This is a genomic window from Tunicatimonas pelagia (assembly GCF_030506325.1).
Classification (GTDB): Bacteria; Bacteroidota; Bacteroidia; order Cytophagales; family Cyclobacteriaceae; genus Tunicatimonas; species Tunicatimonas pelagia.
The window spans coordinates 6,156,392-6,179,569 of sequence record NZ_CP120683.1 but is presented as its reverse complement, the minus strand read 5'-3'; the positions used below and the strand labels follow the sequence as shown (position 1 = coordinate 6,179,569).

Here is a 23,178-nt window from a genome sequence, read left to right as displayed (position 1 = left end):
AATGATTTTCACTGCTCATTGTTCTGCGCTACGACGGCATTAAGCATTAATCACCAGTCATTACTCATCCAAATAGCTCTGCTTTAGTTTTTTATACACCGGATTAAACTTGGAGTAATCAACCGAGTAACCTTCTTTACCATCGGTGATGGTCATTTTGCCGTTGCCGGTAGTTATGTAGGGGCTTTCGTAGCCCCCGTTACTCGTCCAGTTCTCAAATTTCAACGGTTTGCCATCAATACTTCCGGTACACCTTAATTCGTTGGCTTGATAGCGCATCTCCAAGCTGGTACCCGATAGGGGCTGGTACTGTACCGTCTGATGGTTCGTATTTACCCGAATTTGGGTTTGCTGAATAACGCTACTTATAAACTCGGAAAAATCAGTATAATCTTTTTTCTCCACCACTTCCAGCGCGTAGCCCGAAAACATTCCAGGAACAACCAGTACCTGGTTGTCGTAGAGATGTTTGGCTTTTTTCTCTGTCGCTTCGACTTCTTGCACATCGTTAGCTTTCGCATCCAGCCAGTAATAATTCGGTGAAAATGGGCTTACCGCTACAAAGGCCGAACCTACATCAATAAAAATGCGTCCGTCTTGTTCCTGTACTCGGTTCACTTGTTCAGGTACAAACAGCCAGGTAGCTGCCTGGTACTTGGCTTGTTGAAGAAAGCTTCCGAAGGAATCAGCCTTCGGTGCGTCCATCAATCGCAGTGGCTCCCGGGCGAAAGAACCTTGTCGGCTGGAGGCAATGTCGTTAGGCTCGCCCTCGGTGGGGGCCGAAGCCACCAGTATGGCATTTTGGTGCTGAAGGGTTTGCGTATACGGACTGTTACCTCCCGGCGACCGATGGTAGGGCTGCAACCCACCGAATGTCAGTGGCTTTCCTTCATTTAGTGCTACCAACGACCAAACGATTTGCTGGTTGGGATTATCCACTTTCGTTAGATATACGCTACCTAAGCCGAAATTTTTACTGCCGTAGAAATATTCTTGAAACGTATTGGGCTGATCCATGTGGTAGGACGGGCGAGCCACCTTCAGCTCAAACGGAGTCTCAATATTTTTATGGAACAGGTTCCAAATCACCTGGTTAGGACGGTAGGTGGAAGTTGCTTGGTGAAGAATTCCTTTGGCACTACTTGGTTCATCCCCGCCGGAAGACGACCCAAACCAAGTATGCAACAATTGACGCATTTCGCTCGGACCATTGATACCGTACCCTCCCCTTTTCTGCACGCCGGCAATGGCTCCGCCGTACGACTTAAGGGCGTACGTTGCCAAATAATAATCCAGCGTAAGTTTAGCTACCGCTCGGGTCTCAGGATTAGGCGAGAAGTCGTACAGATTCAGGTAGGACTCAATGGAATGTGGGTAGTAGATTTGAGAATCGTACTCACCGTTACCCGTGGTCAGCATCCGCCGAAGATAATCCTGTAAGAAGAACGTAATTTTCTGTTCGGCCTCCGCAGCCGGGTAGCTGGATATTTGACTTCCTTCCGGAAAAAGTTGCGCGTAGAGCAAACCCGAGGTACGCCACATCGTTTTGTGGTTCTCGGTTCCGCCGTCTTGCTTATTTCCGCCCAATAATTTGCCCGGCTCGCCCACTAGATTGTGCGCTACCGACAAGGGAGGATACTGACGAACTCCGTCGGAAGGACGCTGCCGCTCGGCGTAGGTAGCCACCGCCTGCTGAAAATCGTTCTTCCAATCTTCTCCCATTCTATCGGCTAACAATGGATAAAAACGAGCCCAGTTTTTGGCAGCAAAATGGTACTGCTGCTGTAGATTACCCGGGATACTGAGGTAGGCTTTAGCCAAAGTATCATTTGGATTCAGTAGCAAGCGAGCGGTAGCCGGAAGCAGATCTCGCTTCAACGGATCACCACCAAACCTGATAATTTGCCCATCTTCGCCACGTTCTTTCGGTCCAAAGTACCCGGTTTCCCCCTGCTGGTACGTTCGTCCGGTGTAGGGTGACACAATAGTTTCCCCCTCAAGTGCCCAGGTGTACACCGGCAACCCAGTATCAGGACACTTAGAGAATGCTTTACTCTTCTTTCCAAAGGGTTGATTGGCGATAATTGATAATTGGGGCGCGATCCGTTGTTGGTAGCCCGGTTTATCGGGATAACTAGCTACCGACCACGGTTCTTGAGCCACTACTAAGCGTACACTGATAAATACTAGAAAGCAAGAAATTGAAGTAATTCGCATGGTGGAAAAAATACGAACTTTTAAGATTATAATGAATGGTGAAGAGTGAATAATGGCTGACACTCTTCAATAGTCATTATTCATTCTTCAAAGCTTCTACCGGGTTTGCCCGGGCAGCCCGGATGGATTGATAGCTAACGGTAGTGATTGCGAGAAAGAAAAGGATAATTCCAGCGATAGCAAATGGCCAGACTTCTACGCTGATGCGATAGGCAAAGGTACCGAGCCACTGTTGAATGAGTACGTAAGCTAAGGGAATGGCTAATAAGAATGACCAAAACACCAAGCGGGCGAAACTGTCTGAAAGTAGTAGAACCACATCCTTCACCGAAGCCCCTAGCACCTTCCGAATTCCGATTTCTTTGGTGCGTTGTTCGGCCACGTAGGTGATTAGACCAAACAGACCGATACAGGCGATAAAAATAATCAATCCGGTAAACGTAACGACCGCCACGCTCATTCGCTGTTCGGTTTTAAACAGGTCGTTGAACTTTCGGTCGAGGAACGAGTAACTAAACTGGGCTTCCTGATTGTGCTTGCGCCAGACGGATTCTATAAAGCTAATGGTTTCTGATATATCTCTCCCCTTTATTCGCACCGAAGTGTAGTAGTTAAACTCCCCGTCCCGGTTATGGTGAATAATCAGCGGCATAATACTGGATTGTAAGTGCTCAAAGTTGAAGTCTTTCACGATGCCTACTATTTCAAATTTACCACCCCAAAACGTTTCCACTACGCTTCCCACTACCTGATCGGTGCCTAGCTGGTTGGCAGCTTCTTCGTTTAGCAGGGCTTCTTTCATTTCGCCCGGTTCTTTTTTTAGGTTTCTCCCTTCCAATAGTTGGAGCTCATAAGCTTCTAGAAAATCAGCGTCGGCCGCTAAGCGTTTAGCCTGATACTTGTCTTCGCTGCCTAGTTTCTGATAGGTAGTAAACGCATCGAAAGCATCACCGGGGGCAGTAGAGCTAAAGCTTACCGCTTCTATTTGAGCATTCTGCAACAGTATCTCCCGAAAAACTTCCCGGTTTCCTAGCGTATGAGTGTTGGGCAACAGAAGCACATTCTCTTTACTGAAGCCCACATCTTTAGCGTGCATAAATAGCAACTGCTGATACACCAATATTGAGCAGACAATCAATGTCGCCGAAACACAAAATTGAAATACGACTAGCCCTTTTCTGAAACTACCGGATTTTACTCTACCCAACTGCCCCTTCAAAACCTCGGATGGCTTAAATAGCGAGAGGTAAAAAGCGGGATAAAGTCCTGCCAACAAACTGACGAGTAGCGTCAATAAAAGAATAAACACCAACCAAATAGGTTCTTGCAGAACACTCAATGTCAGAGCCTTGTCAGTAAGTCTACCAAACGGAATGCGAAAAATCTCAGTAATACCCAAAGCTAAGAGCATCGCCAGCAGTGTCATCAAAACTGACTCGCTTAAAAACTGACCAATCAACCGTATGCGAGATGTGCCTAAGGCTTTCCGGATACCTACCTCTTTAGCCCGTTGGGTAGAACGAGCGGTTGCCAAGTTGGTGTAATTGATGCAGGCAATCAGCAGCATAAACAGCCCAATTACGGAGAAAATATACACGTACTTCATATTCCCCTCGGTAACGAGATGAATATCAGAGATAGGAACTAGGTAATGCCCCAGATAATCTTGTTGAGCTTCCAGAGTAGCTAGTGGTACGCCCAATCGCTCCGTCATCTGAGGCCACTCGTAGGCCTTCTCCATCGCCAGGAACTCCGCTTTCAAGGATTCAGGATTAGTTCCTTCTTGCAAAATCACGTAGGTAAGATAGCCCGCCGGAAGCCAAAACCCCTCACCGTTCTTCACCCGTTCTAAAGCAACGTTGGACATGATAATTCCAAAATCCAGGTGAGAATTGATGGGTGGATCTTCAGCGATTCCAGTCACAGTAAAGTCTTCGCCCTCCGAGATAAGTGCTTGCCCTAAAGCCGGGTGCTGATCTATATCTGCGTTTTCAACCTTCCCAAAATATGCGTCTGCTACACTTTTAGTTAGCACGATACTTCGCGGACTTGCAAGCACCGTAGCCGGGTCACCTACTAGCAGTTCGTAACCAAAAAACTGAAAGAAATTAGGGTCAGACCGGATGGTGGCTTGCTCGCCCAGCAGTTCGGCTCCCTTTCGATAAATGTATGGACTAGAATATTCCGTCCGAATTGCTTGCGCTACCTGGGAAATATTCTCACGAATACCCTGCGCCAATGCCGGAGCCACATCTGCCATATCCGACTCCTGCCCACTTACCATAAATTTATGTCGCACCCGGTACATCCGATCCGAATCGGGATGAAAACGATCGTAGCTCAAATCATCCGCCACGTACAAAGCAATCAGCAGACAACAAGCCAAACCCAGCGATAACCCAAAGACGTTAATCAGCGCGTAGAATTTCTGTTTGCGTAAGCTTCTAAGAGCAATTTTGAAGTAGTTCTCTATCATAAGTTTTAGCTTGGGGCCACCGTGGCGCGGCGGGGAGCCAGGGGTGGGGCACAAACCTCAAGCCCCCTGCTCCTAGCTCCTCGCCCAGTTATTCATTTTTTAAGTTCTTTATTGGATTAACTTTGGCCGCTTTCACTGATTGGTAAAGCACAGTTATCCAAGCTATTCCCAAAGCAATACCACAGGCTATCATAAAGATATCAACTCCCACATTGGCGTGGTATGCAAAATTGTTAAGCCAATTGCTCATAAAATACCAAGATAACGGAGTAGCTACTAGAGCTGCAATTAATACCAGTTTGGTAAATTCGCCGGTAAGTAACACGAGCAGGCTAGATACCGATGCGCCCAACACTTTGCGGATACTAATTTCCTTGGCTCGCTTTTCAGCAGTAAAAATTGCTAAACCCAGCAAACCTAAACAGGCAATGATGATGGAGACTAAAGCAAATTGAGTGAACAAGCTTCCGTACCGTTTTTCAGATTTATAGACCTGATCAAACTTGGAATCCAGAAAATCGTACAGAAACGGAATATCAGGGTATAAATCGTTCCAAATATTCTGAATACTGCCCAGAGCTTCGGCAATGTTTTCGCTCTGCATTCTCACTGCTACAAAGTGGTTTCTCTCCGGCTGAATATCCATTACCATCGGTCCAATGGGACTATGCAAGGAGCGGAAGTGGAAGTCTTCTACCACTCCAATTACTGCCCCTCGTTTCGGATAGCCATTAGCTTCGTACATAACTTCTACTCCCAGTATTTCCGATGGGTCAGAGACTCCCAGTAGCCCTAGCGCGGCTTCGTTGATAAGAAAGGCCGCCGTATCGGTGGTGTGTTCTCGGGCGAACCCTCGCCCGGCTACTAACGAGAGTCCGTACGTTTCCAAAAATTGAAAATTCACATGCAAGCGCCCCATACTCACTCCTTCGTCGTCAGGGTCATATCCCCGAAAATGGTAAGTAGCACCATAAGGCTGGTCACCGATCAGGTTATGGGAGGTGATTGTTGTCTGCTCTACTGAGGCTAATTGACTGATCTCACGTTCAAGCTGCTCTTGATCTTGTTGAGCGGGGTCATCCGGAAGGTTAAAAGTGAGGATATGTTCCGTCTGAAACCCTAAATCTTTATCGTGCATATACCGTAGCTGACGGGTAATAATCAGGGTACTAGCAATAAGGGCAATACAGGTAGCGAACTGAAAAACGACCAAATATTGGCGGAGGCGACTACTATGGCTATCCGATTTACCCGAACGAAGTGCCTTGATAGGGCTAACTGAAGATAGAAAGTGCGCTGGATACCATCCCGCCAGCAGAGCAATAATGATTATTCCGAAAAGCAGTGCGCCGTAAAAGTAAGGTGAAGCCCAATGTAATGTAAGCGGACGGTCAACAAAATCGGTAAACCAGACCAGGGTTAGCTCAGTGATTGCTAAAGAAATAATAACCGATAGAATTACCAGCAGCACCGATTCGCTCAAAAACTGAAAGACCAACTGTCGGCGACGACCACCGACAGCTTTACGGATACCCACCTCTTTGCTACGCCAGGTAGACCGGGCGGTAGTCAGGTTTATGAAATTGATACAGGCCAGTAGTAATATGAATAAAGCAATTCCACCAAAAAAGAACACATACCGGATATTACCATTGATGGCTAGTTCTGCTTCCAATTGAGAATGTAAGTGAATATCCAGTAAAGATTGTAAATAAGGGCTAAATCGGCGGGCTGCTTCCGGTTCAACGTGAGTTTTTACGAACGACGATAATTTATCTTCTAATTGGGCGGAGGTCGATGGTTCGGAAAGCAGAAAGTAGGTGTAGTAATAATGATTGGTTCGACTGTTGATGACACTGCTCCAGGAGTTGTAGAGAGTAGATATAGAAACCAGAAAATCAGCCTGAAAGTGAGAGGTGGCAGGAAAGTTCTGCATAACCCCCGTGACAGTTAGTTCATTTAGCTGCTTGCCCATCGGATTCTGCTGAGGGTCGGTTTGCCAGTCAGATCCAAAGTAGCGTTCGGCTGCGTTTTGGCTTATGACTACCCGGTTGGGTCCGTTGAGGGCCACGTCGGGGTTTCCCATCAAAAATGGAATGCTAAATACTTCAAATACGGTAGAATCAGCCCACAGAAAGTTAGGCTCATAAAACTGCTTATCGCCTTCTTTATAATTAACCAGCCTATCCAGACGGTACTTCATCAGTCGGGTGTAACTTTCAATCTCGGGATACTGTTCGGCTAATAGAGGACCCCAAGTACCGGGTACCCGAGCCAAACTAGTCGTACCACCGCTCGGCAAGGTAATCTCATCTACCAATCGATAAACCCGGTCAGCATGTTGATGGTGAAGATCGTACTGAAACTCGTAGTGAATGTAGGTGCCGATCAGCAGACAACTAATAACCCCCAGCGTGAGGCTAAGTACCATAATAGCGGAGTAAGCCTTCCGCTTAATTAGATTTCTAATGGCAATCTTGAAGTAGCTTTTTAGCATAGTTTATTCAATTAGCAATGTGCATTTTGCAATTAGCAATTGTTCATTGTTCACTGCATACTTTACATTGTTTTACTCATCCCGCAGAGCATCTACCGGATTGGCGATTGCTGCTTTTATAGATTGATAACCAACGGTAAGTAGTACAATGGTTATAATGGCAACTAAACTGATAGCGAAGGTAAAAGCATTGACCTCTATGGTGTAAGCAAAATTGCGTAACCACTGCTGCATTAAATAATAGGCTAATGGGGCAGCTAGTATAAAGGCAACGAAGATTAGTTTGACAAACTCTTTAGAAAATAACGCTACAATCTGCTGCACCGAAGCTCCCAGCACCTTGCGAATGCCTACTTCTTTGGTTCGTCGTTCCGCCATAAACATGACCAATCCGTACAAACCCAAACAACTAATAAAGATAGCGATACCCGCAAATATCTGGGCTAAAGAAAACGTACGGTCGTAACTCTTATAGAAACTAGCTACTTTGTCATCGAGAAAATCGTAGCGAAAATCATATTCGGGGTACGTAGTCTGCCAGACTTGTTCCAGCTTAGCGATCACCGTTTGCGCCCGTGTCAGATCCACCTTCATACTCAAATTATAATAATGCTCACTACGGTTAGTAATAAGCAACGGTGGAATTTTACTAGTAAAACTAGCGGTATGGTAATTGGAAACCACCCCCACAATGGGTAGTTCAATATTCATAACTTCAATAAACTTTCCTAAAGCTTGCTCAGGATTGTCAAGCCCCAAATCTTTTACAAACGCCTCATTCGCTACAAAGGCAATGCCCGAGTCAGAAGGTGTGAATACTGAACCTGCTAATAGATTCATTCCGTGAGTATCAAAGAAGCGATGGTCAGCGTAGTGCAAGTTTACTTGGCGTTCGGTTTCTTTTCCATCTACCGAGTAAATCGCTCCTGTCATAGATTGAGAAATAGCTGAAGCTGAGGTGAAAGTCAGATTCTTAACGGCACTCTCTTTGCTTAGTGCAGCTTCAAAACGCTTCCGGCTCTTAGCTTCCTCATCTTGTAAATCTATTGTTAAAATTGCCTCCTTATCAAAGCCCAGCGGAGCATTTTTGAGGTAATTCAGTTGCTGAGCAATAACCAGCACACAGACAATAAATAGTTGAGAAACAAAAAACTGAAATATAACTAATGCGTGGCGCAGTGAAAACCTTCTACTACAAGTCAGGCTCGTGGCAGATTTAAGGGCTTGAATAGGTTTGAAGCGAGATAATAGCCAAGCTGGATAGAAGCCAGCTAAATTAGCTACCAATAATACTAACAACAAGAAAAAACCAATACTCATCCAGCCGAACTGAATAGTAATTGGCTGTAAGTGGGTATATAACTTCTTTAGCTGAATCAAACCCAATTCAGCTAATCCAAACGCTAAAGCAGTTGCCAGCACCGTCACTATGAAGGCTTCGCCCAAAAACGATAGTACAATCTGTCTACGGCTGCTTCCCAGCGTTTTTCGTACCCCTACCTCTTTAGCCCGCTTACTACTAATTGCGGTTGCTAAATTTGTAAAATTAACACAGGCCAATGTAATTAAAAGTACAGCCAGAATCACTAGTCCTGATAGCATAAATTTGGGCATCTTTCGGTAGGGAAACCCAGCATACTGATTATTATGATGCATTTCAGATAGGGGCTGTAACCGTAATCCCTGCTTGTGTTTTTCTACATCCTCGGCGTTCCTGTATTTTTTTAGAAACTCCTGAAACTGGCTACTTAATGCTGCTGGCTGCACATCTTCAGCAAGACAAACAAATGCATTGAAGTTGCTAAACCAGCTTTCCCAACTGGCGTTGGTCTCCTCGGGCATCGTACTGTATGACACCAGAAATTCAAATTGAAGATCAGTGTTTTTTGGCAAATCTGCTAGAATACCCGTTACCTCCAGTAAATAAGTGGTATCATTTCTAAATGAAAGTGTTTTTCCTAACTCATATTCTTCCGAGTTAAACAATTTCCGATACAGCGATTGAGACAGAACAACTTCGTTAGGTTGTTGTAGTACCGTTTTCGGGTTGCCAGCTACCAGGGGAAAATCAAAAAATGAAAAGTACGCGTTCTCCGTGAAGACTTTTCCTTCGTCAATGAAAGTGGTTTCGCCGTCTAGTATAACCCGTCCGCCAGTTTGCTCCACAATCAGAACTTCTTCTATATCATCCGCAAAATCTTGCTGAAAGGCTTCGGGCAAAGGAAACGGAACCGCATTGTTATAACGCAGCTTTCCTTCTTGCTCAAAAGTAGAAGTAATCCGATAAATCCGATCGGCCTTCTCGTGAAAGTTATCGTAGCTCAGCTCAAAGCGAACAATAAAAAAGATGACAATGCTGCTAGCAATGCCTAGAGCCAGCCCAAGCACATTAATCAGCGTATGCGCTCGGTTTTTCCACAAGTTCCGAAAGGCGATGGTGAGATAGCTTCTTATCATGATGATTAATGATTGATGATGAATGAGTAGTGAATGCGACCGCCGTGCGGATGAGTAATGAGTAGCAAACCATGAAGAACATTAATTATTAGTCATTATTCATCATTCATTCTTAAGAGCGTCTACCGGATTGGCTACGGCAGCCTTAATAGATTGGTAGCTGACCGAAAGCCAGGCAATCAGTAGGGCGACGAATCCGGCCCCGATAAATATCCAGAGGTTCAAATCAGTGCGGTAAGCAAAATCGGCTAGCCACTGTCGCATAGCGAGGTAGGACACCGGAATAGCCACCAGCAAAGCAATAACAATTAATTTAGTATAACCTGTAGACAGCAGCAGCACGATACTACGCACTGAAGCACCCATTACTTTGCGAATACCGATTTCTTTGGTACGCTGCTCCGCCATAAAAGCTACGAGGGCCAACAATCCTAAACAGGCTACGAAAATGGCTAGGCCCGTAAAGATGCCGAACACCTTGCCCAGCCGCATCTCGGTACGGTACAAGGCTTCATAGTTTTGGTCTAAAAATGAGTAGTAAAACGGATTGTTCGGCGAGAACTTCTGCCAGGTTTCTTCCAAAAAGGCTAGTGTGCCCGGCGTATCTTCTCCGCTAATGCGTACCTCAATATTATTATATGCGCTAGGCCCCCACCCTAGTAAAATGAACAGAGGCGCAATTTCGTTTTTCAACGACTGGAAGTGAAAGTCTTCGGTCACCCCAACAACCCGGTACCACTCGTTATTTCTTCGTACTTTCGCATTAAGTGGGTCATCAATGCCCATCTGGCGAACCGCGGCTTCGTTAAGAATCATAACAGCAGTATCGGAAGCGAGTTTTTCCGAAAAGTTACGGCCTTCTTTGAGTACAATGTCAAACGTCGGTAGAAAATTATGGTCTACGAACAAGCGATTTAGCTGATATATCTGGTCTTCAGCCTGACCTCGCACTTGCAACCCACCCTGAGAGTTAGTAATCATATGCGGACTTTGACTGGAAGCGGTCACCGCACGTACTTGTGGATAGGCACTTAACTCGTTGACGAATGCATCAAAGCTACTTTCCACGGCGTTACCTAAAATCACGACGTTCTCTTGATTGTAGCCCAGCTTTTTATTTTGCATGTACTGCAACTGCTGATAAACGACCGCGGTACAGACAATCAGCGCAATTGAAGTAGCAAACTGAAACACTACCAGCGCATTGCGAAAGCTTTTACCCTTTTGCCCGGTTTTCATACTGCCCCGTAGCGTCTGAATGGGTTGAAAGCGGGTGAGATAAAAGGCCGGATACAGCCCCGCGATGATGCCTACCATCAGTCCCGTTATAAGTACGGCTAACCCTAGCGTTGGATTATCTAGCAGATTTAATGATAGCTCTTTATTTGCTAGTTGGTTAAACGGACGGCGCAGCAACTCGGCCAGCGCTAGCCCCAATAAGGTTGCGATTAAACTCACCAGCAGCGATTCAGTAAGGAACTGAGCGATCAGCGGTTGGCGTACTGCGCCCAACGTTTTACGCACTCCTACCTCTTTGGCTCGATCAGCCGAACGGGCGGTAGAGAGGTTCACATAATTGACTCCGGCAATAATCAGTACAAACAGTGCGATGATGGAGAAGATATAAACGTAACGAACGTCACTGTTGCCTTCTAGCTCCATCCCTAAATTTGAGTACAGGTGAATATCGGTCAACGGTTGAGCTGTAAAGTTTACGTCATACTTTCCAAGTTTGATACCTTCGGCCACCTGTGGATTGTACTTAACACAAACTTCCTTAATCTTGCTTGGAACCTCTTCGACCAAAGCGTTTTCCGCTAGCAAAAAGTAGGTAGAAACTGTTCCATTCACATTACCCCAGTTGATACGATTACCCACTCGAGGTTTAAACTGCTTCAGCATTTCAAAGTGAAAGTGAGCGTTAGTCGGCGGGTTTTCAGCCACTCCCGTAATCCGGTACACCTCCTCACCCATTGTCACTGTTTTTCCTAGTACATAAGATGAGCGGCCAAAAAGCTCCCGAGCTAACTTTTCGGTTAAGATCACCGACGAAGGGTCATCTAAAGCGGTAGCTGGGTTTCCTTCCGTGAGTGGAAAGGTGAAAAACTGAAAGAAGTTACTATCCACCGCTAAGGTTTGCGGAGTATACAAGTCATCATCAACCTTGATAGTACGATTACCCAATTGCTGCACTCGCAGTGTCGTCGCGATCTCAGGTATTTCATCGTCAATGACTTCCCCTACATGATAGTTGGTAGAGGCACTGCCGCTTAGGTTTCCGTTGAAGTTAGTTTCGGTGGTTACCCGGTAAATCCGATCAGCCCGTTCGTGGAAGCGGTCGTAGCTGAGTTCATCCAGCACGTAGAGCGTAATCAGCAGCCCGGCGGCTAGGCCAATGGCTAAGCCCGTTACGTTAATAATGGTGTAAAATTTTCGTTTGTATAAATGCCGAAAGGCAATGGCTAGGTTATTCTTTATCATAATGATTAGTGATTGATGAATAATGGCAGTAGTTGTTTCGTAGATGAATAATGCCTTTTATTATTCATTACTCATTAGTCATTATTCATCAATTTAGCAGGTACCAGTCTTCTAGGGTGACGTACTGCGTTTGGTTATTTTCGTCTTGATAGCGTTCAAAGGCTGCTCCGATAATACGTCCCGGATGCTCCCGAATTTCGCGCATCATCCGCTTCATATTTTCGTAGGGAATGACCTCTAGTGCTTTCTCGTAACTAAACCACCGAATGTCGGTACAGTCATCGGGTACTTTTAGCTCCCCTCCGGCATACGTCGCTTGATAGTACTGCATCAGCGTAAGGTAGGGCGCGCCTTGCCACCGCTGGGTGTATACCCCGCAGAGCTTATGATTCTGTATGGTCACTCCCATGTCGGCTGCCATTCGGTCTAAAAAAGCTGTGACCGATAGAGGGTCGTTGTACCGACTGCCAGCAAGTTCCCACTCCCCTTCCCACTTCACCAGCAGTACTTCGTCGCTTTCGTTAACGACGTACAGCTTCATAAAAGAATAATTGTCCGTCTTATCCTGCGCCAGCAGTGCATGAGTGAATAGTAAAGAAAATAGTGTAAGCGATAATTTAATAGTGGATAGCATAGTGTTTTTACTTTCTACAAATATAAGTGCAAAAGCCTTTCCATCTGTGCTATTTTCTGTTTGTTAGCCCCACCTTTACCGTCATTGCGAGCGAGGTACGAGCGTGGCAATCTCCTGTTAGTGAGGAGATTGCTTCTTCGTTTCACTCATCGCAGTGACGGTGAAAGCAATCTATTTTTAAGGATAAGCTTGCATACATTAAAGCATGTACTGTATCGTTTTCGTAACAGTGCAGTGTACGGTTTTGATACAGTTGCGCCCACACAGAGTACTTACTTTATCAAATATAAGTGACGAATACGTAGGCCGTTGGCATGAGCCGCCTCACAATCAGCAAGTTCTGCTGTTCGCTGTCTGCCGGTTATTTGCTAGAACTGCCCCAGCCCACCGAATAACACTTGATAAAACATTAAGTGAATAGGCTACTGTACATAAGAGGATATTCTGATAAACTTCTAAGGTTCGCGACGACACGAACCTCTGGGGTAAATAATTAATTGGAAAAAATGGCAACTAGCTAACTATTTTATCGTTACTCTTTTTAGTTTTCCGTAATTTATCTACCTTTAATATACCTATCGTAAGAGACAATCTCAGGTCACAATAATATTATATCAATATAATACTATTGACCTCTACCAACTACTAAATTTACTATTAGCGCATTAACCGCATGAGTAAGGGTGAATGCCGATGTCGCTACGTGGTGGTCGCTATTTAGTGGATGCCACTCAACTATCGGCGAAGAGGGGAAGGGGGAACCGTAAGAAGTAGTTCCCCCTTGTTATTAAAACCTTACAGAGCGGTGTATTTGTTAGCCTAAGCTTACATCAATAACCTATTTGTTAGTAAATATCTCTTTCCGAAAGGTCGCTGCGCTCAATTTGTTAGCGTATAGTGCTCCCGCTAACTCAGATAGACTTCCAGAGGTATTTGTACCCCTTCCCCGTGGCTCGGCAGTTATTCCGCAGCACCGGGAAGGGTTCCCTGTATACCGGTAAGTTATTCCGAAGGGCAGGGACTAACTTTCGGCTCGGTTGGCACGCTAATTCATCAGCTCGTTACTGCTCCCACTAACAAATTTTTGTTTCCAAAGTATATATCTTAGCACCCAGCTTACTGCTAAGACTATATTCCATACAATTTACCTATCTTTCTCACATGGCTGATCGCAAAAATACTCCTTGGGATGCAATGGCTGAACGTGTAGCCGAAACAATCAAGCGTCAGCTTACAAAAGCAGACGGTCAAAGTGAACAGGCCAAACAGCTTGTTGCCCAACAGCAGAAAACTAATGAGCTTCTTGAGAAGCTACACAACAGCATTGAAGCTCAAACTGAAGAATTTCGTGACTGGCGTGAAAGCACTCGTCGTTCCGTTTCTAAGGCCTTCTTACGCAAGATGCTCGTAGAAATTCCCCCGGTCGTTATTGCCGTACTGCTGGCTTTCGGAATTAACTCTTGGTGGCAGCAACGGCGTGCCGATATTAATGCGGAGAAGGCGTATCGGAATATTGTGAGTGAGCTTAGTAGCAACTTTTATGTTTGTCAGTCTATTATCGAAACTGATACCCGAAATCTAGAGAAATTACAAGCAGAAATTCAAGCGGCAAACCAAGGAACTATTGACTCAACATAAAATTATGGTGGCGGATTTGCCGTTTACCCATTAAGAGATGCCGCTTGGCAGACTGCCAAAATCTCTAATTCTGTGGTTAGCTTTGATGATTCTTTGATTATAGACTTAGCTAACGTTTATGAGCTTGTACGCGCCCATGAAGAGTGGATACAATTCACAACTACATTAGACTTGTCGCAAAAATACCAACGTGAAGCTTTGTCTATATTTCTAAAGACTAATTATGATTTACTAGATGGTCATCGTAGAAGTGCTCAAATAACTTCAAATGAGCTGGAAGAATTTCTAAAGAAATACGGAGAGTTGGATGATGCAAGCAAGCCTGATGAGTAAATTCTCCTGTATCCCCCTTTTTCTAAAAGCTTCGTAATGATTCTACTCCGGGTGAGATCAAACTGTGGAGTGAAGTGTTGCGAGCTAAAGTTTTCTACGGATACCAGTTTAATCGGTAGTTTGCTACTGGCAACTATATCGTAGATTTTGTGTGTCGGAAGCTCAAGTTAGTGGTTGAGTTAGACGGGTGGTCACATCAGTTCAAGATCGAAGAAGATTCTAAGCATGACCAGTACTTAGAGAACCTAAACTATCATGTAGTGGGAATTGCTGAGTTAGAGGTAATACACGATTTGCCTAATGTAATTCGTACTTTGGAAAGTGATTTGCCTGAGGAAAACATGATTTTCTTCACATTGCACTCAATGGGGAGATAATGATGTCATTTGCTCTCTCAGGTATATAGAACATGTAGAGGCTATTTTTACCGATGATCTTCCAGCCAGCCCTTACTTTTCTTCGCGCTGCGGTGGCACCTAGCCCTTTTTAGACCTTTCTAATTCCCGGTTGAGGGCGAAGGCAGCACTGATGAGTCCTAAATGGGTAAATGCCTGCGGAAAATTACCAAGCTGCTCGCCTTGTAGCCCAACTTCTTCGGCATACAGCCCGAGGTGATTGGCGTAACCCAGCATTTTCTCGAAGTACAAGCGGGCTTTTTCTACCTGCCCACCCCGACAGAGGCACTCTACGTACCAAAACGAACACATAGAAAATGTTCCCTCATCGCCCTCAATTCCGTCATCAGATTTTTCATTGTTATAGCGGTATACCAAGGTGTCGGTCACCAGTTCTTTCTCAATCGCCTTCAAGGTTTTCACCCACCGGGGGTCGTAAGGGCTAATAAAGCGAACCAGTGGCATCAGCAGTGAAGAAGCGTCTAGTGTTTTGGCTCCTTTGTACTGCACAAACGATTGCAACTCCTCATCCCAGAAGTTATGGTAGACGTCCTCAAAAATCTTACTGCGGGTCGTGCGCCAGTACTCCCAATCGTAGGGGAAAGAACGCTTTTCTGCCAAGCGAATCGCTCGGTCTACTGCCACCCAGCACATTACCCGGGAATAGAGAAACTCTACTTCTTCCGACCGTATCTCCCAAATACCATGATCGGCATCCTGCCAATGCTCACAAACGTAGTCAATCAGGTGAACAAGCTTCGACCAGAAGTCGTAGGTAATCGGTTCGCCGTACTTATCGTAGAGATAGATGCTATCCATTAGTTCTCCGTAAATGTCCAGCTGCTTTTGATCGTAGGCTCCGTTGCCAATCCGTACCGGACGCGACTGACGATACCCTTCCAAATGATCCAGCTCTTCCTCAGTCAGTTCCGACTCACCCGAAATACTGTACATGAGCTGTAGTTGGTGCTTCTCGTCAATATTTTTCTCAAACTGCTGAAGAATCCACTTCCCAAAATCACCTGCCTCTTTGGTGAAGCCCATCCGAATAAAAGCATACATGGTGAAAGCCGCGTCCCGAATCCAGGTGTAGCGGTAGTCCCAGTTGCGGGTTCCGCCTACTTCTTCAGGCAAACCAAAAGTTGCTGCTGCCACGGGAGAACCAAACTCGTACGAAGTCAGTAATTTTAGCGTCAGAGCTGATCGATGCATCATGTCCATCCACCGACCCGTGTACGATGATTTTCCAATCCACTTTTTCCAATAGTTCAGGGTTTCTTTAAAACTCTTATCCACAAACTTACTCAGCTCATTCTCGAAGGGTAGCTCCCGGCTATCATCCGAAAGGGCAACCAGCAAAAAGTTGGCTGACTCTTTTTCCTTGAGCGTAAATTCAGCTTTAGCATCATTTCCGTCCACCTCCAGCGGCACATCACTCAGTAGCTTACAAATAGTGCCATCTTCACCCTGACTGGTGAACACAACCTCGTTCTTGTCTTTCTGACTTACTTGATGATCGGCCCGAGCGTAATCGAATCGGGGGGAGCAATTCATCTTGAGTTTTACCTCTCCCCGAATTACCGTTACCTTACGGATGAGAACGCATTCTTTCTCTATTTCCCGCACGGGCATAAAATCAGTAATTTCTACCATACCATCGTAGGCGAGGAAACGGCTCAGCAGTATGTTGGTATCGGGCAGATACATTTGCTTGTAACCTACCTCTTCCAAGTCAGGGGTAATTTGAAAATTGCCACCCTTTTCCTTGTCTAGTATTGAGGCAAAAATGGAAGGTGAATCAAACCGGGGGAAACAGAGGAAGTCAATAGAACCGTGCATACCTACCATAGCAACGGTATGCAAGTTTCCCACAACGCCGTAGTTTTCAATGGGTAGATAGTCGGAGGTAGTATTTTCTTTCACAGTATGTTATTGATTTAGTTGTAATTATTGGGTTTTGGAAGACGGCAAAAGGAGTAGGAAGCATGGACTGCAAATTTCGCCCTCCTTTTTCCGTTCACCACTTTATCCGTTGTCCTTAAACCCAGGATAGAGCGTCATGCCACCGTCAATATAAATAGTCTGTCCTTGCACGTAGTCAGAATCATCAGAGGCTAGCCATACGGCCGCCTTGCCAATATCTTCTACCTCCCCCACCCGCTGGTAAGGAATAAGTTGCAGTAATTTTTCACGGCTTGCGTCATCTTCCCAAGCATCACGGTTAATATCCGTTTTAATCGCTCCCGGGCTAATAGCATTCACCCGAATTTTCTTCTCAGCTAGTTCTTGCGCCAGCGTTTTGGCAAACATCAAAATTCCGGCTTTGGCCGTGGCGTAATTTATGTGCCCCGCCCAAGGGATAATATCGTGTACTGAACTCATGCAAATAATCTTGCCGGCTGCTTTAGATCGTTCTTCCACAATACCCCGGCGGATAAATTCTTTCGCAGCTTCTTGCGAGCAGTAGAACTGACTAGACAAATTAACGTCAATCACTTTCTGCCAATCATCGTGGCTCATCTCCAGAAAAGGAGCATCTACCTGAATCCCTGCGTTGTTCACTAGTATATCTACCGTCCCGTACTGCTCTACCGTGTTTCGGAACATGGTTTTCACTGCTTCGGGCTGGCTTACATCCGCCTGCTGAATAAAACCCTCGCCCCCATTTTGTTCAATCTCCTTCAGCGTTTTCTTAGCTCCGTCTTCACTACTACGGTAATTGATACAGACTTTCGCTCCGGCTTTAGCTAAAGCAATAGCGACACCCTGACCGATGCCAGAACTAGCCCCGGTTACAATGGCAATTTGTTGTTGTAGTGGTTTCATAGGTTAAAAAGTAAAGGTTCTGCTTTGATAAGCACTTACCATAATAATTGTTAGTGAAAGTTGATAAGAATTTTGGAAAGAATTGGTAATGTTGCGGACAGTTATCTGATAAGCACCGATACTATGACGGTAGAGCAAGCCATTCGCACTGTTTGGGATTTTCACCATATGAATCATGAATTGATTTCTTCGGATGCCATTCTGGTTCTGGGTAGTCATGATACCCGGGTAGCGGAGCGAGCGGCTGAACTCTACCACCAGGGATTCGGCAAATGGCTGATTTTATCCGGTGGACTGGGCAGACTTACCGAAGGCGTTTGGGAAACGCCCGAAGCGGACTTGTTCCGCAAAATTGCGCTGGAAAAGGGCGTGCCTGATGAAAATATTTTAGTGGAAAACCAATCAACCAACTCCGGAGAGAACTTTCGTCTTACAGAGAAACTATTGCAGGAAAAGAACCTGTTCGCTTCACTTCAATCTTTTATTGTGGTGCAAAAGCCCTATATGGAACGGCGGGCTTACGCCACCTTTAAAAAACACTGGCCGGAGAAGGCATGTAGAGTTACCTCACCCCAAATGAGTTTTGATGAATACTGTGAGAGTCCGCATCCCGAGATTAATCGCGAAACAGTAATTCACTTAATGGTCGGTGATTTACAGCGGCTGTGGGTTTATGCCGAGAAAGATTTTCAAATCCCCGTTGCGGTTCCTAGTCACATTATGCAAGCTTACTATACTCTAGTGGATGCTAAATACACGCAGCATTTGGTACATATTTCTTGACAAATTTTTATTGTCTCTCACTCTAAAAGTTTCACCATTCGCATTATTAGGTGAATTCATTCTACCAATTTTATGGTCATTACTACCTAATTGTTAGGGTTTAGGTTTTAAATTTATTACCTTCAATATAACCTGTTTACGCGATTCAATAATATCGTCGTAAAACTTTTTGCAGGAAAAATATTTTTTCACCTGTTTTGGGAGTTGGTTATGCTAGTTGCAATTTTTTGCCATTGAGTGAGTACTCAATGGCTTTTTTTTGCACTTTTACTGCACTTTTACTCAGCAAAGTAGTATGAGCTCTTCTCCCGACGTTTACGGTCAAGCGTTGGCCGATTATTATTATCGGCAGGAGTCGCTCCCTCTCTGGGTTCATACCAGCTACGGTACGCGAGAAGAAATGCCTACCGCATGGTTTTTCCGGTCACCTCGCAACTTTCCTGACCTGGAGCAGTACGCTTTGTCGCTGTGCCAGGGTTCAGTACTTGATATTGGTGCAGGAGTTGGCTCTCATGCTTTGGCATTACAACAACAAGGTTTTGATATTACGGCCATTGAGGCATCTGCTCGGGCTACTACCATTATGACCGACCGAGGGGTGCAACAGGTACAAAATATTAACTACCGCGATTACTCCGGCTCCCAAGTTGATACGATGCTGATGTTAATGAATGGCATTGGCTTGGTAGAAAATTTAACTGGCTTGTCTGATTTTCTCCAATGGGCTAAGCACCACCTTCGCCCTGGGGGCCAGCTACTCTTCGATTCCAGCGATATTGCCTATCTATTTCAGAGCACTGATTTTCCTGAAGATTACTACTACGGAGAAGTGCAGTTTCAGTATGAGTATCGGGAGCAGTACGGCGAATGGTTTTCTTGGTTGTACGTAGATGAGCAGACCTTGAAGCGCGTGGCTGAGTCTTGCGGTTGGGGTTGCCACACGCTGTTTGACGATGGCTCCAATCAATATTTATTTCGTTTATTTCTATTTCCAGGATAAAAGCATATTTTCGCAACTGTATTCCAAAATAAAACATGCTTTATTCACATTAACATTATGAATAAAGTTACCTCTGCCTACTAAAGAAATAACTGCCACTGTTGCAGGCTACCCTCCCTCCTACCAAGATTATACGTAAGTACGTTTTTACCACCACAAAGTAAGTATGACTATTACCACTGGCTATACCACCATTGCGCGCTCTCATTTTTGGGAGGCATTTATTATCATTATTGCGCTAAGTCTGAGTTCCTTCGGGGTAATGGCTCAACCAAAAGTATACCGCAACCAAACTTTTGACCAAAGTGAGCGATTCATGCTGCGTAAAGAAGATAGCGGCACCCAGTTTATTAACTGTACTTTTAAGAATTATAAAGTGACTTCTTCGGTAGTGGGGATTGATGGTGCTACTGATATTCTATTTGACCGATGCACTTTTCAAAATATAAGAGGAACAAAGGTAGGAAATGATACGCACGCTATTGCTTGTGGTCGTCGGGGAAAAAGAATTACGATCAAAAGGTGTACTTTCATCAATATTGCTGCCGATGGTATTCAGATGGGGCACCGCGGTGAAGACATTCGTGATTGGGAAATTTCTAACAACACATTTATTAACTGTGGTGAGAATGGCGTAGATATCAAAACAGTTAAGGGCGGTATCTTGGTGAAACGTAATTCTTTTTCTAAAAATAATGGTTGTGCCAGCAATACTCCGGGCTGTACGGGAGGCTCAGGCAAAGGGGTGGTTATTCACCATCGGGCTCGAGGAGTTAGAATAGAAGGAAACCGCTTTTACAACAATGATCTGGGAGCTGCACTCATCGTTGTGCAGGGGCAACGTCCCACAAATATTAAAATCATTAACAATTTTTTCTACCAAAACCGAAAAGGGCTGCTAATTCATAAAGGCGATAAAATTTCTATTCATCATAATACTTTCGTCAACCATAGCCAGCGACACGTTAATATCACGGCAAACCCCAGTGGGTGGTTAAGTTTTAGAAATAATCTAATGGTTGGGAGTGGAAAACTACTGCAACCGTACGGACAAGGAAACCTATCGCTTGATAAGGTAGCCGAAGCTCGTTTTTCTGATCCTGATGCTCATAACTATCGAGTAAAATCGAGCTCGCCCGCCGTAGATGCCGGAGTATCCGTTAGCTGGCTCACTACCGATTGGGAAGGGCACCCTCGCCCCCAGGGCAGTAGAAACGACGTAGGAGCCGATGAGCGGAAACCTACGGTTGCATCTTCTCCATCCCCCGAAAAAACCCAACGACTGTCTTACCGCTACTACGAAGGAGACTGGCAGTCTCTGCCTGACTTCTCCCAACTTTCAGCCGCTGGGCAAGGAACGGTCAGTAACTTTAGCCTGGAGAAGCGCCAACAAGACAATCGATTTGGTTTTGTGTTTGACGGGTATATCAACATAAAAACTAGTGGAACCTACACTTTTTACACAACTTCCGACGATGGTAGCCAGCTATTTATCGACTCAAAGAAAGTGGTGGATAACGATGGTTTACACGCTAAGCGCGAGCGTTCAGGAAGCCTATCTTTGACGGCAGGCTGGCATCCTATTCGGGTACTTTTTTTTGAACGAGCTGGTGGTCAGATATTAGAAGTACGCTACCAGGGGCCAAATATCAGCAAGCAACGTATTCCCGATGAAATGCTCTCTACTGAAGGTGGTAATGCTCGCTATCAGCAACCGTCGGCAAAAAGTTTATTCACTGAAGCAGTTCCTGAAAACAGAACTGATTCATTTCTGGAAACTGAAGTCACGGTATTTCCTAACCCCGCCCACAACTTATTATACGTATCTTTATCCGGTCATTTTACGGCCAGCTCTCAAGTGGAATTACAACTGTCTAACAGTGCTGGACAGCAGGTTTTCACCCAAACCATAGCTCCTCCCACTGCAATGATCGATTTGTCAGGCTATGCTTTACCACCCGGAGTATACTACCTCAGCGTATCTCAGGCTAACCGTGCTGCTAAGGTTGTTAAACTACTGATAGAATAAATCGCTAAATGCGTATCCAGTACTTCTTGGGCCAGATGCACCTAGCAGAAAAGCCGTTCTTTTACTAAATTAGTACCCACAACCTATTTAGTTAACATGAACTACTCTACCCTTCTTTTTTTACTTAGTTTAGTATCTCTGTCTCTCTTTTCTTCTAATATGTCGGCTCAACCTGACTTTAAGCCCAACTACGACGAAAATAAAGTACCTGCCTATACGCTGCCTAATCCGCTAGTATTTGAAAATGGTGATGCGGTAAAAAATCAGGCCGATTGGCAACAGCGTAGAACTGAGATTTTACAACTATTTTCTTCTCAGGTATACGGCAAAACCCCAAGCCAGTCGCTTGATCTACGAACTAAAACGCTTTCTACCAACCAAAAAGTATTAGGCGGTAAAGCAACCCGCAAAGAAGTGCGCGTCTTCTTCACGGAACAGGGTACTCGACCTTACATGGATATTTTATTATTTGTGCCCAACGGTAACAATCGTCCGGCACCAGCTTTTCTGGGGTTAAATTTTTACGGGAATCACACCATTCATCCTGACTCTTCCATTACACTTTCTGATCAGTGGATGCGAGCCAACGAAGATTTCGGTATTGTAGACCACCGGGCTACTGAGGCTTCTCGCGGGGTGCGCGTGCCCCGTTGGCCAGTAGAAACCATTATTGATCGAGGCTACGCTTTAGCCACGGTCTACTGCGGTGATATTGATCCTGATAAAAATGATTTTCAAGATGGCGTTCACCCGATTTTTTATCAGGCCAATCAGCAAGAACCGACCAACGATGAGTGGGGCACTATCGGGGCTTGGGCTTGGGGATTAAGTCGGGCATTAGATCATCTACAAACCGAAGACGCTGTTAACGGCGATCAAATAGCGGTTATCGGCCATTCTCGGTTGGGGAAAGCTGCGCTGTGGGCCGGAGCTCAGGATAAACGCTTTGCGATGGTTATTTCTAATAACTCCGGCTGTGGTGGAGCAGCCCTATCACGACGTGCTTACGGCGAGACTGTCGGTCGGATCAATCACGCCTTCCCCCACTGGTTCTGCGATAACTTTGAGCAGTACAATAAAAATGAGTCTTCCCTGCCAGTTGACCAGCACATGCTGCTTGCCCTGATCGCTCCCCGCCCGCTCTACGTAGCTAGTGCAGAAGAAGACGAATGGGCTGATCCTAAAGGTGAATTCTTATCGGCAGCACACGCTACGCCCGTCTATGAACTACTGGGTAAGAGCGGGCTTCCTACCACCAAGTTCCCTCCGGTAGACCAGCCAGTAACTGGCACTATCGGCTACCATATCCGTAGCGGCGGGCACGATATTAACTCCTACGATTGGCAACAATACCTCAACTTTGCTGACCAGCACTTTACGACCGAAAGTCCTTAGCCAACGCTCAGACTGCT

The 23,178-nt window shown here is 45.3% G+C and carries 15 protein-coding genes; 7 read left to right on the top strand and 8 right to left on the bottom strand.

The features are described 5' to 3' along the window. Positions 1–60: 60 nt before the first annotated feature. From P0M28_RS26415 to P0M28_RS26390, 6 genes are all read right to left on the bottom strand, one after another. Positions 61–2,217: a hypothetical protein gene (locus P0M28_RS26415; protein ID WP_302206497.1), complete on the bottom strand. Its 2,157-nt coding sequence runs from the start codon at positions 2,215–2,217 to the stop codon at positions 61–63. Positions 2,218–2,293: 76 nt separating this feature from the next. Next, positions 2,294–4,693 (bottom strand): ABC transporter permease, encoded by a 2,400-nt coding sequence (locus P0M28_RS26410; RefSeq protein ID WP_302206495.1) that lies wholly within the window; start codon positions 4,691–4,693, stop codon positions 2,294–2,296. Between the two features lie 88 nt (positions 4,694–4,781). Beyond that, on the bottom strand, positions 4,782–7,190 hold the full coding sequence (locus tag P0M28_RS26405) for an ABC transporter permease (RefSeq protein ID WP_302206494.1): 2,409 nt from the start codon (positions 7,188–7,190) through the stop codon (positions 4,782–4,784). A gap of 72 nt (positions 7,191–7,262) precedes the next feature. Then, positions 7,263–9,647, bottom strand: coding sequence for an ABC transporter permease (locus tag P0M28_RS26400; RefSeq protein ID WP_302206492.1), 2,385 nt, complete (start codon positions 9,645–9,647; stop codon positions 7,263–7,265). 102 nt (positions 9,648–9,749) lie between these two features. After that, the gene (locus P0M28_RS26395; protein WP_302206491.1) at positions 9,750–12,128 is read right to left on the bottom strand and encodes an ABC transporter permease; all 2,379 of its coding nucleotides are present in this window, start codon (positions 12,126–12,128) and stop codon (positions 9,750–9,752) included. Between the two features lie 88 nt (positions 12,129–12,216). Next, on the bottom strand, positions 12,217–12,762 hold the full coding sequence (locus P0M28_RS26390; protein ID WP_302206489.1) for an NUDIX hydrolase: 546 nt from the start codon (positions 12,760–12,762) through the stop codon (positions 12,217–12,219). A 1,161-nt stretch (positions 12,763–13,923) separates the two neighbouring features. Here P0M28_RS26390 and P0M28_RS26385 point away from each other — a divergent pair. The 3 genes from P0M28_RS26385 (at position 13,924) to P0M28_RS31195 (ending at position 15,110) form a co-directional block, all read left to right on the top strand. Then, positions 13,924–14,400 carry a hypothetical protein gene (locus P0M28_RS26385; RefSeq protein WP_302206487.1) on the top strand — a complete coding sequence of 159 codons (477 nt, stop codon included), beginning with the start codon at positions 13,924–13,926 and terminating at the stop codon, positions 14,398–14,400. 72 nt (positions 14,401–14,472) lie between these two features. Beyond that, positions 14,473–14,733, top strand: coding sequence for a hypothetical protein (locus tag P0M28_RS26380; protein ID WP_302206485.1), 261 nt, complete (start codon positions 14,473–14,475; stop codon positions 14,731–14,733). A gap of 137 nt (positions 14,734–14,870) precedes the next feature. Further along, complete coding sequence (locus P0M28_RS31195) at positions 14,871–15,110, top strand: DUF559 domain-containing protein (protein ID WP_367281925.1); 240 nt, start codon at positions 14,871–14,873, stop codon at positions 15,108–15,110. Positions 15,111–15,209: 99 nt separating this feature from the next. Here the strand turns inward: P0M28_RS31195 and P0M28_RS26375 are convergent, their stop codons facing one another. Together P0M28_RS26375 and P0M28_RS26370 are read right to left on the bottom strand one after the other, a co-directional pair. Beyond that, on the bottom strand, positions 15,210–17,051 hold the full coding sequence (locus P0M28_RS26375) for a glycoside hydrolase family 15 protein (protein ID WP_302206484.1): 1,842 nt from the start codon (positions 17,049–17,051) through the stop codon (positions 15,210–15,212). 102 nt (positions 17,052–17,153) lie between these two features. Then, positions 17,154–17,954: an SDR family oxidoreductase gene (locus P0M28_RS26370; RefSeq protein WP_302206482.1), complete on the bottom strand. Its 801-nt coding sequence runs from the start codon at positions 17,952–17,954 to the stop codon at positions 17,154–17,156. Positions 17,955–18,026: 72 nt separating this feature from the next. On the opposite strand from P0M28_RS26370, the gene P0M28_RS26365 reads away from it, so the two are divergent. The 4 genes from P0M28_RS26365 to P0M28_RS26350 all read left to right on the top strand — a co-directional run bounded on the left by P0M28_RS26365 (position 18,027) and on the right by P0M28_RS26350 (position 23,161). Continuing rightward, positions 18,027–18,737: a YdcF family protein gene (locus P0M28_RS26365; RefSeq protein ID WP_302206480.1), complete on the top strand. Its 711-nt coding sequence runs from the start codon at positions 18,027–18,029 to the stop codon at positions 18,735–18,737. 295 nt (positions 18,738–19,032) lie between these two features. Continuing rightward, positions 19,033–19,737: a class I SAM-dependent methyltransferase gene (locus P0M28_RS26360; RefSeq protein ID WP_302206479.1), complete on the top strand. Its 705-nt coding sequence runs from the start codon at positions 19,033–19,035 to the stop codon at positions 19,735–19,737. A gap of 166 nt (positions 19,738–19,903) precedes the next feature. Then, the gene (locus P0M28_RS26355; RefSeq protein WP_302206477.1) at positions 19,904–21,766 is read left to right on the top strand and encodes a PA14 domain-containing protein; all 1,863 of its coding nucleotides are present in this window, start codon (positions 19,904–19,906) and stop codon (positions 21,764–21,766) included. Positions 21,767–21,862: 96 nt separating this feature from the next. Continuing rightward, entirely contained in the window at positions 21,863–23,161 is a 1,299-nt protein-coding gene (locus tag P0M28_RS26350; RefSeq protein WP_302206475.1) for an alpha/beta hydrolase family protein, read from the top strand. The last annotated feature ends 17 nt before the right edge of the window (positions 23,162–23,178 follow it).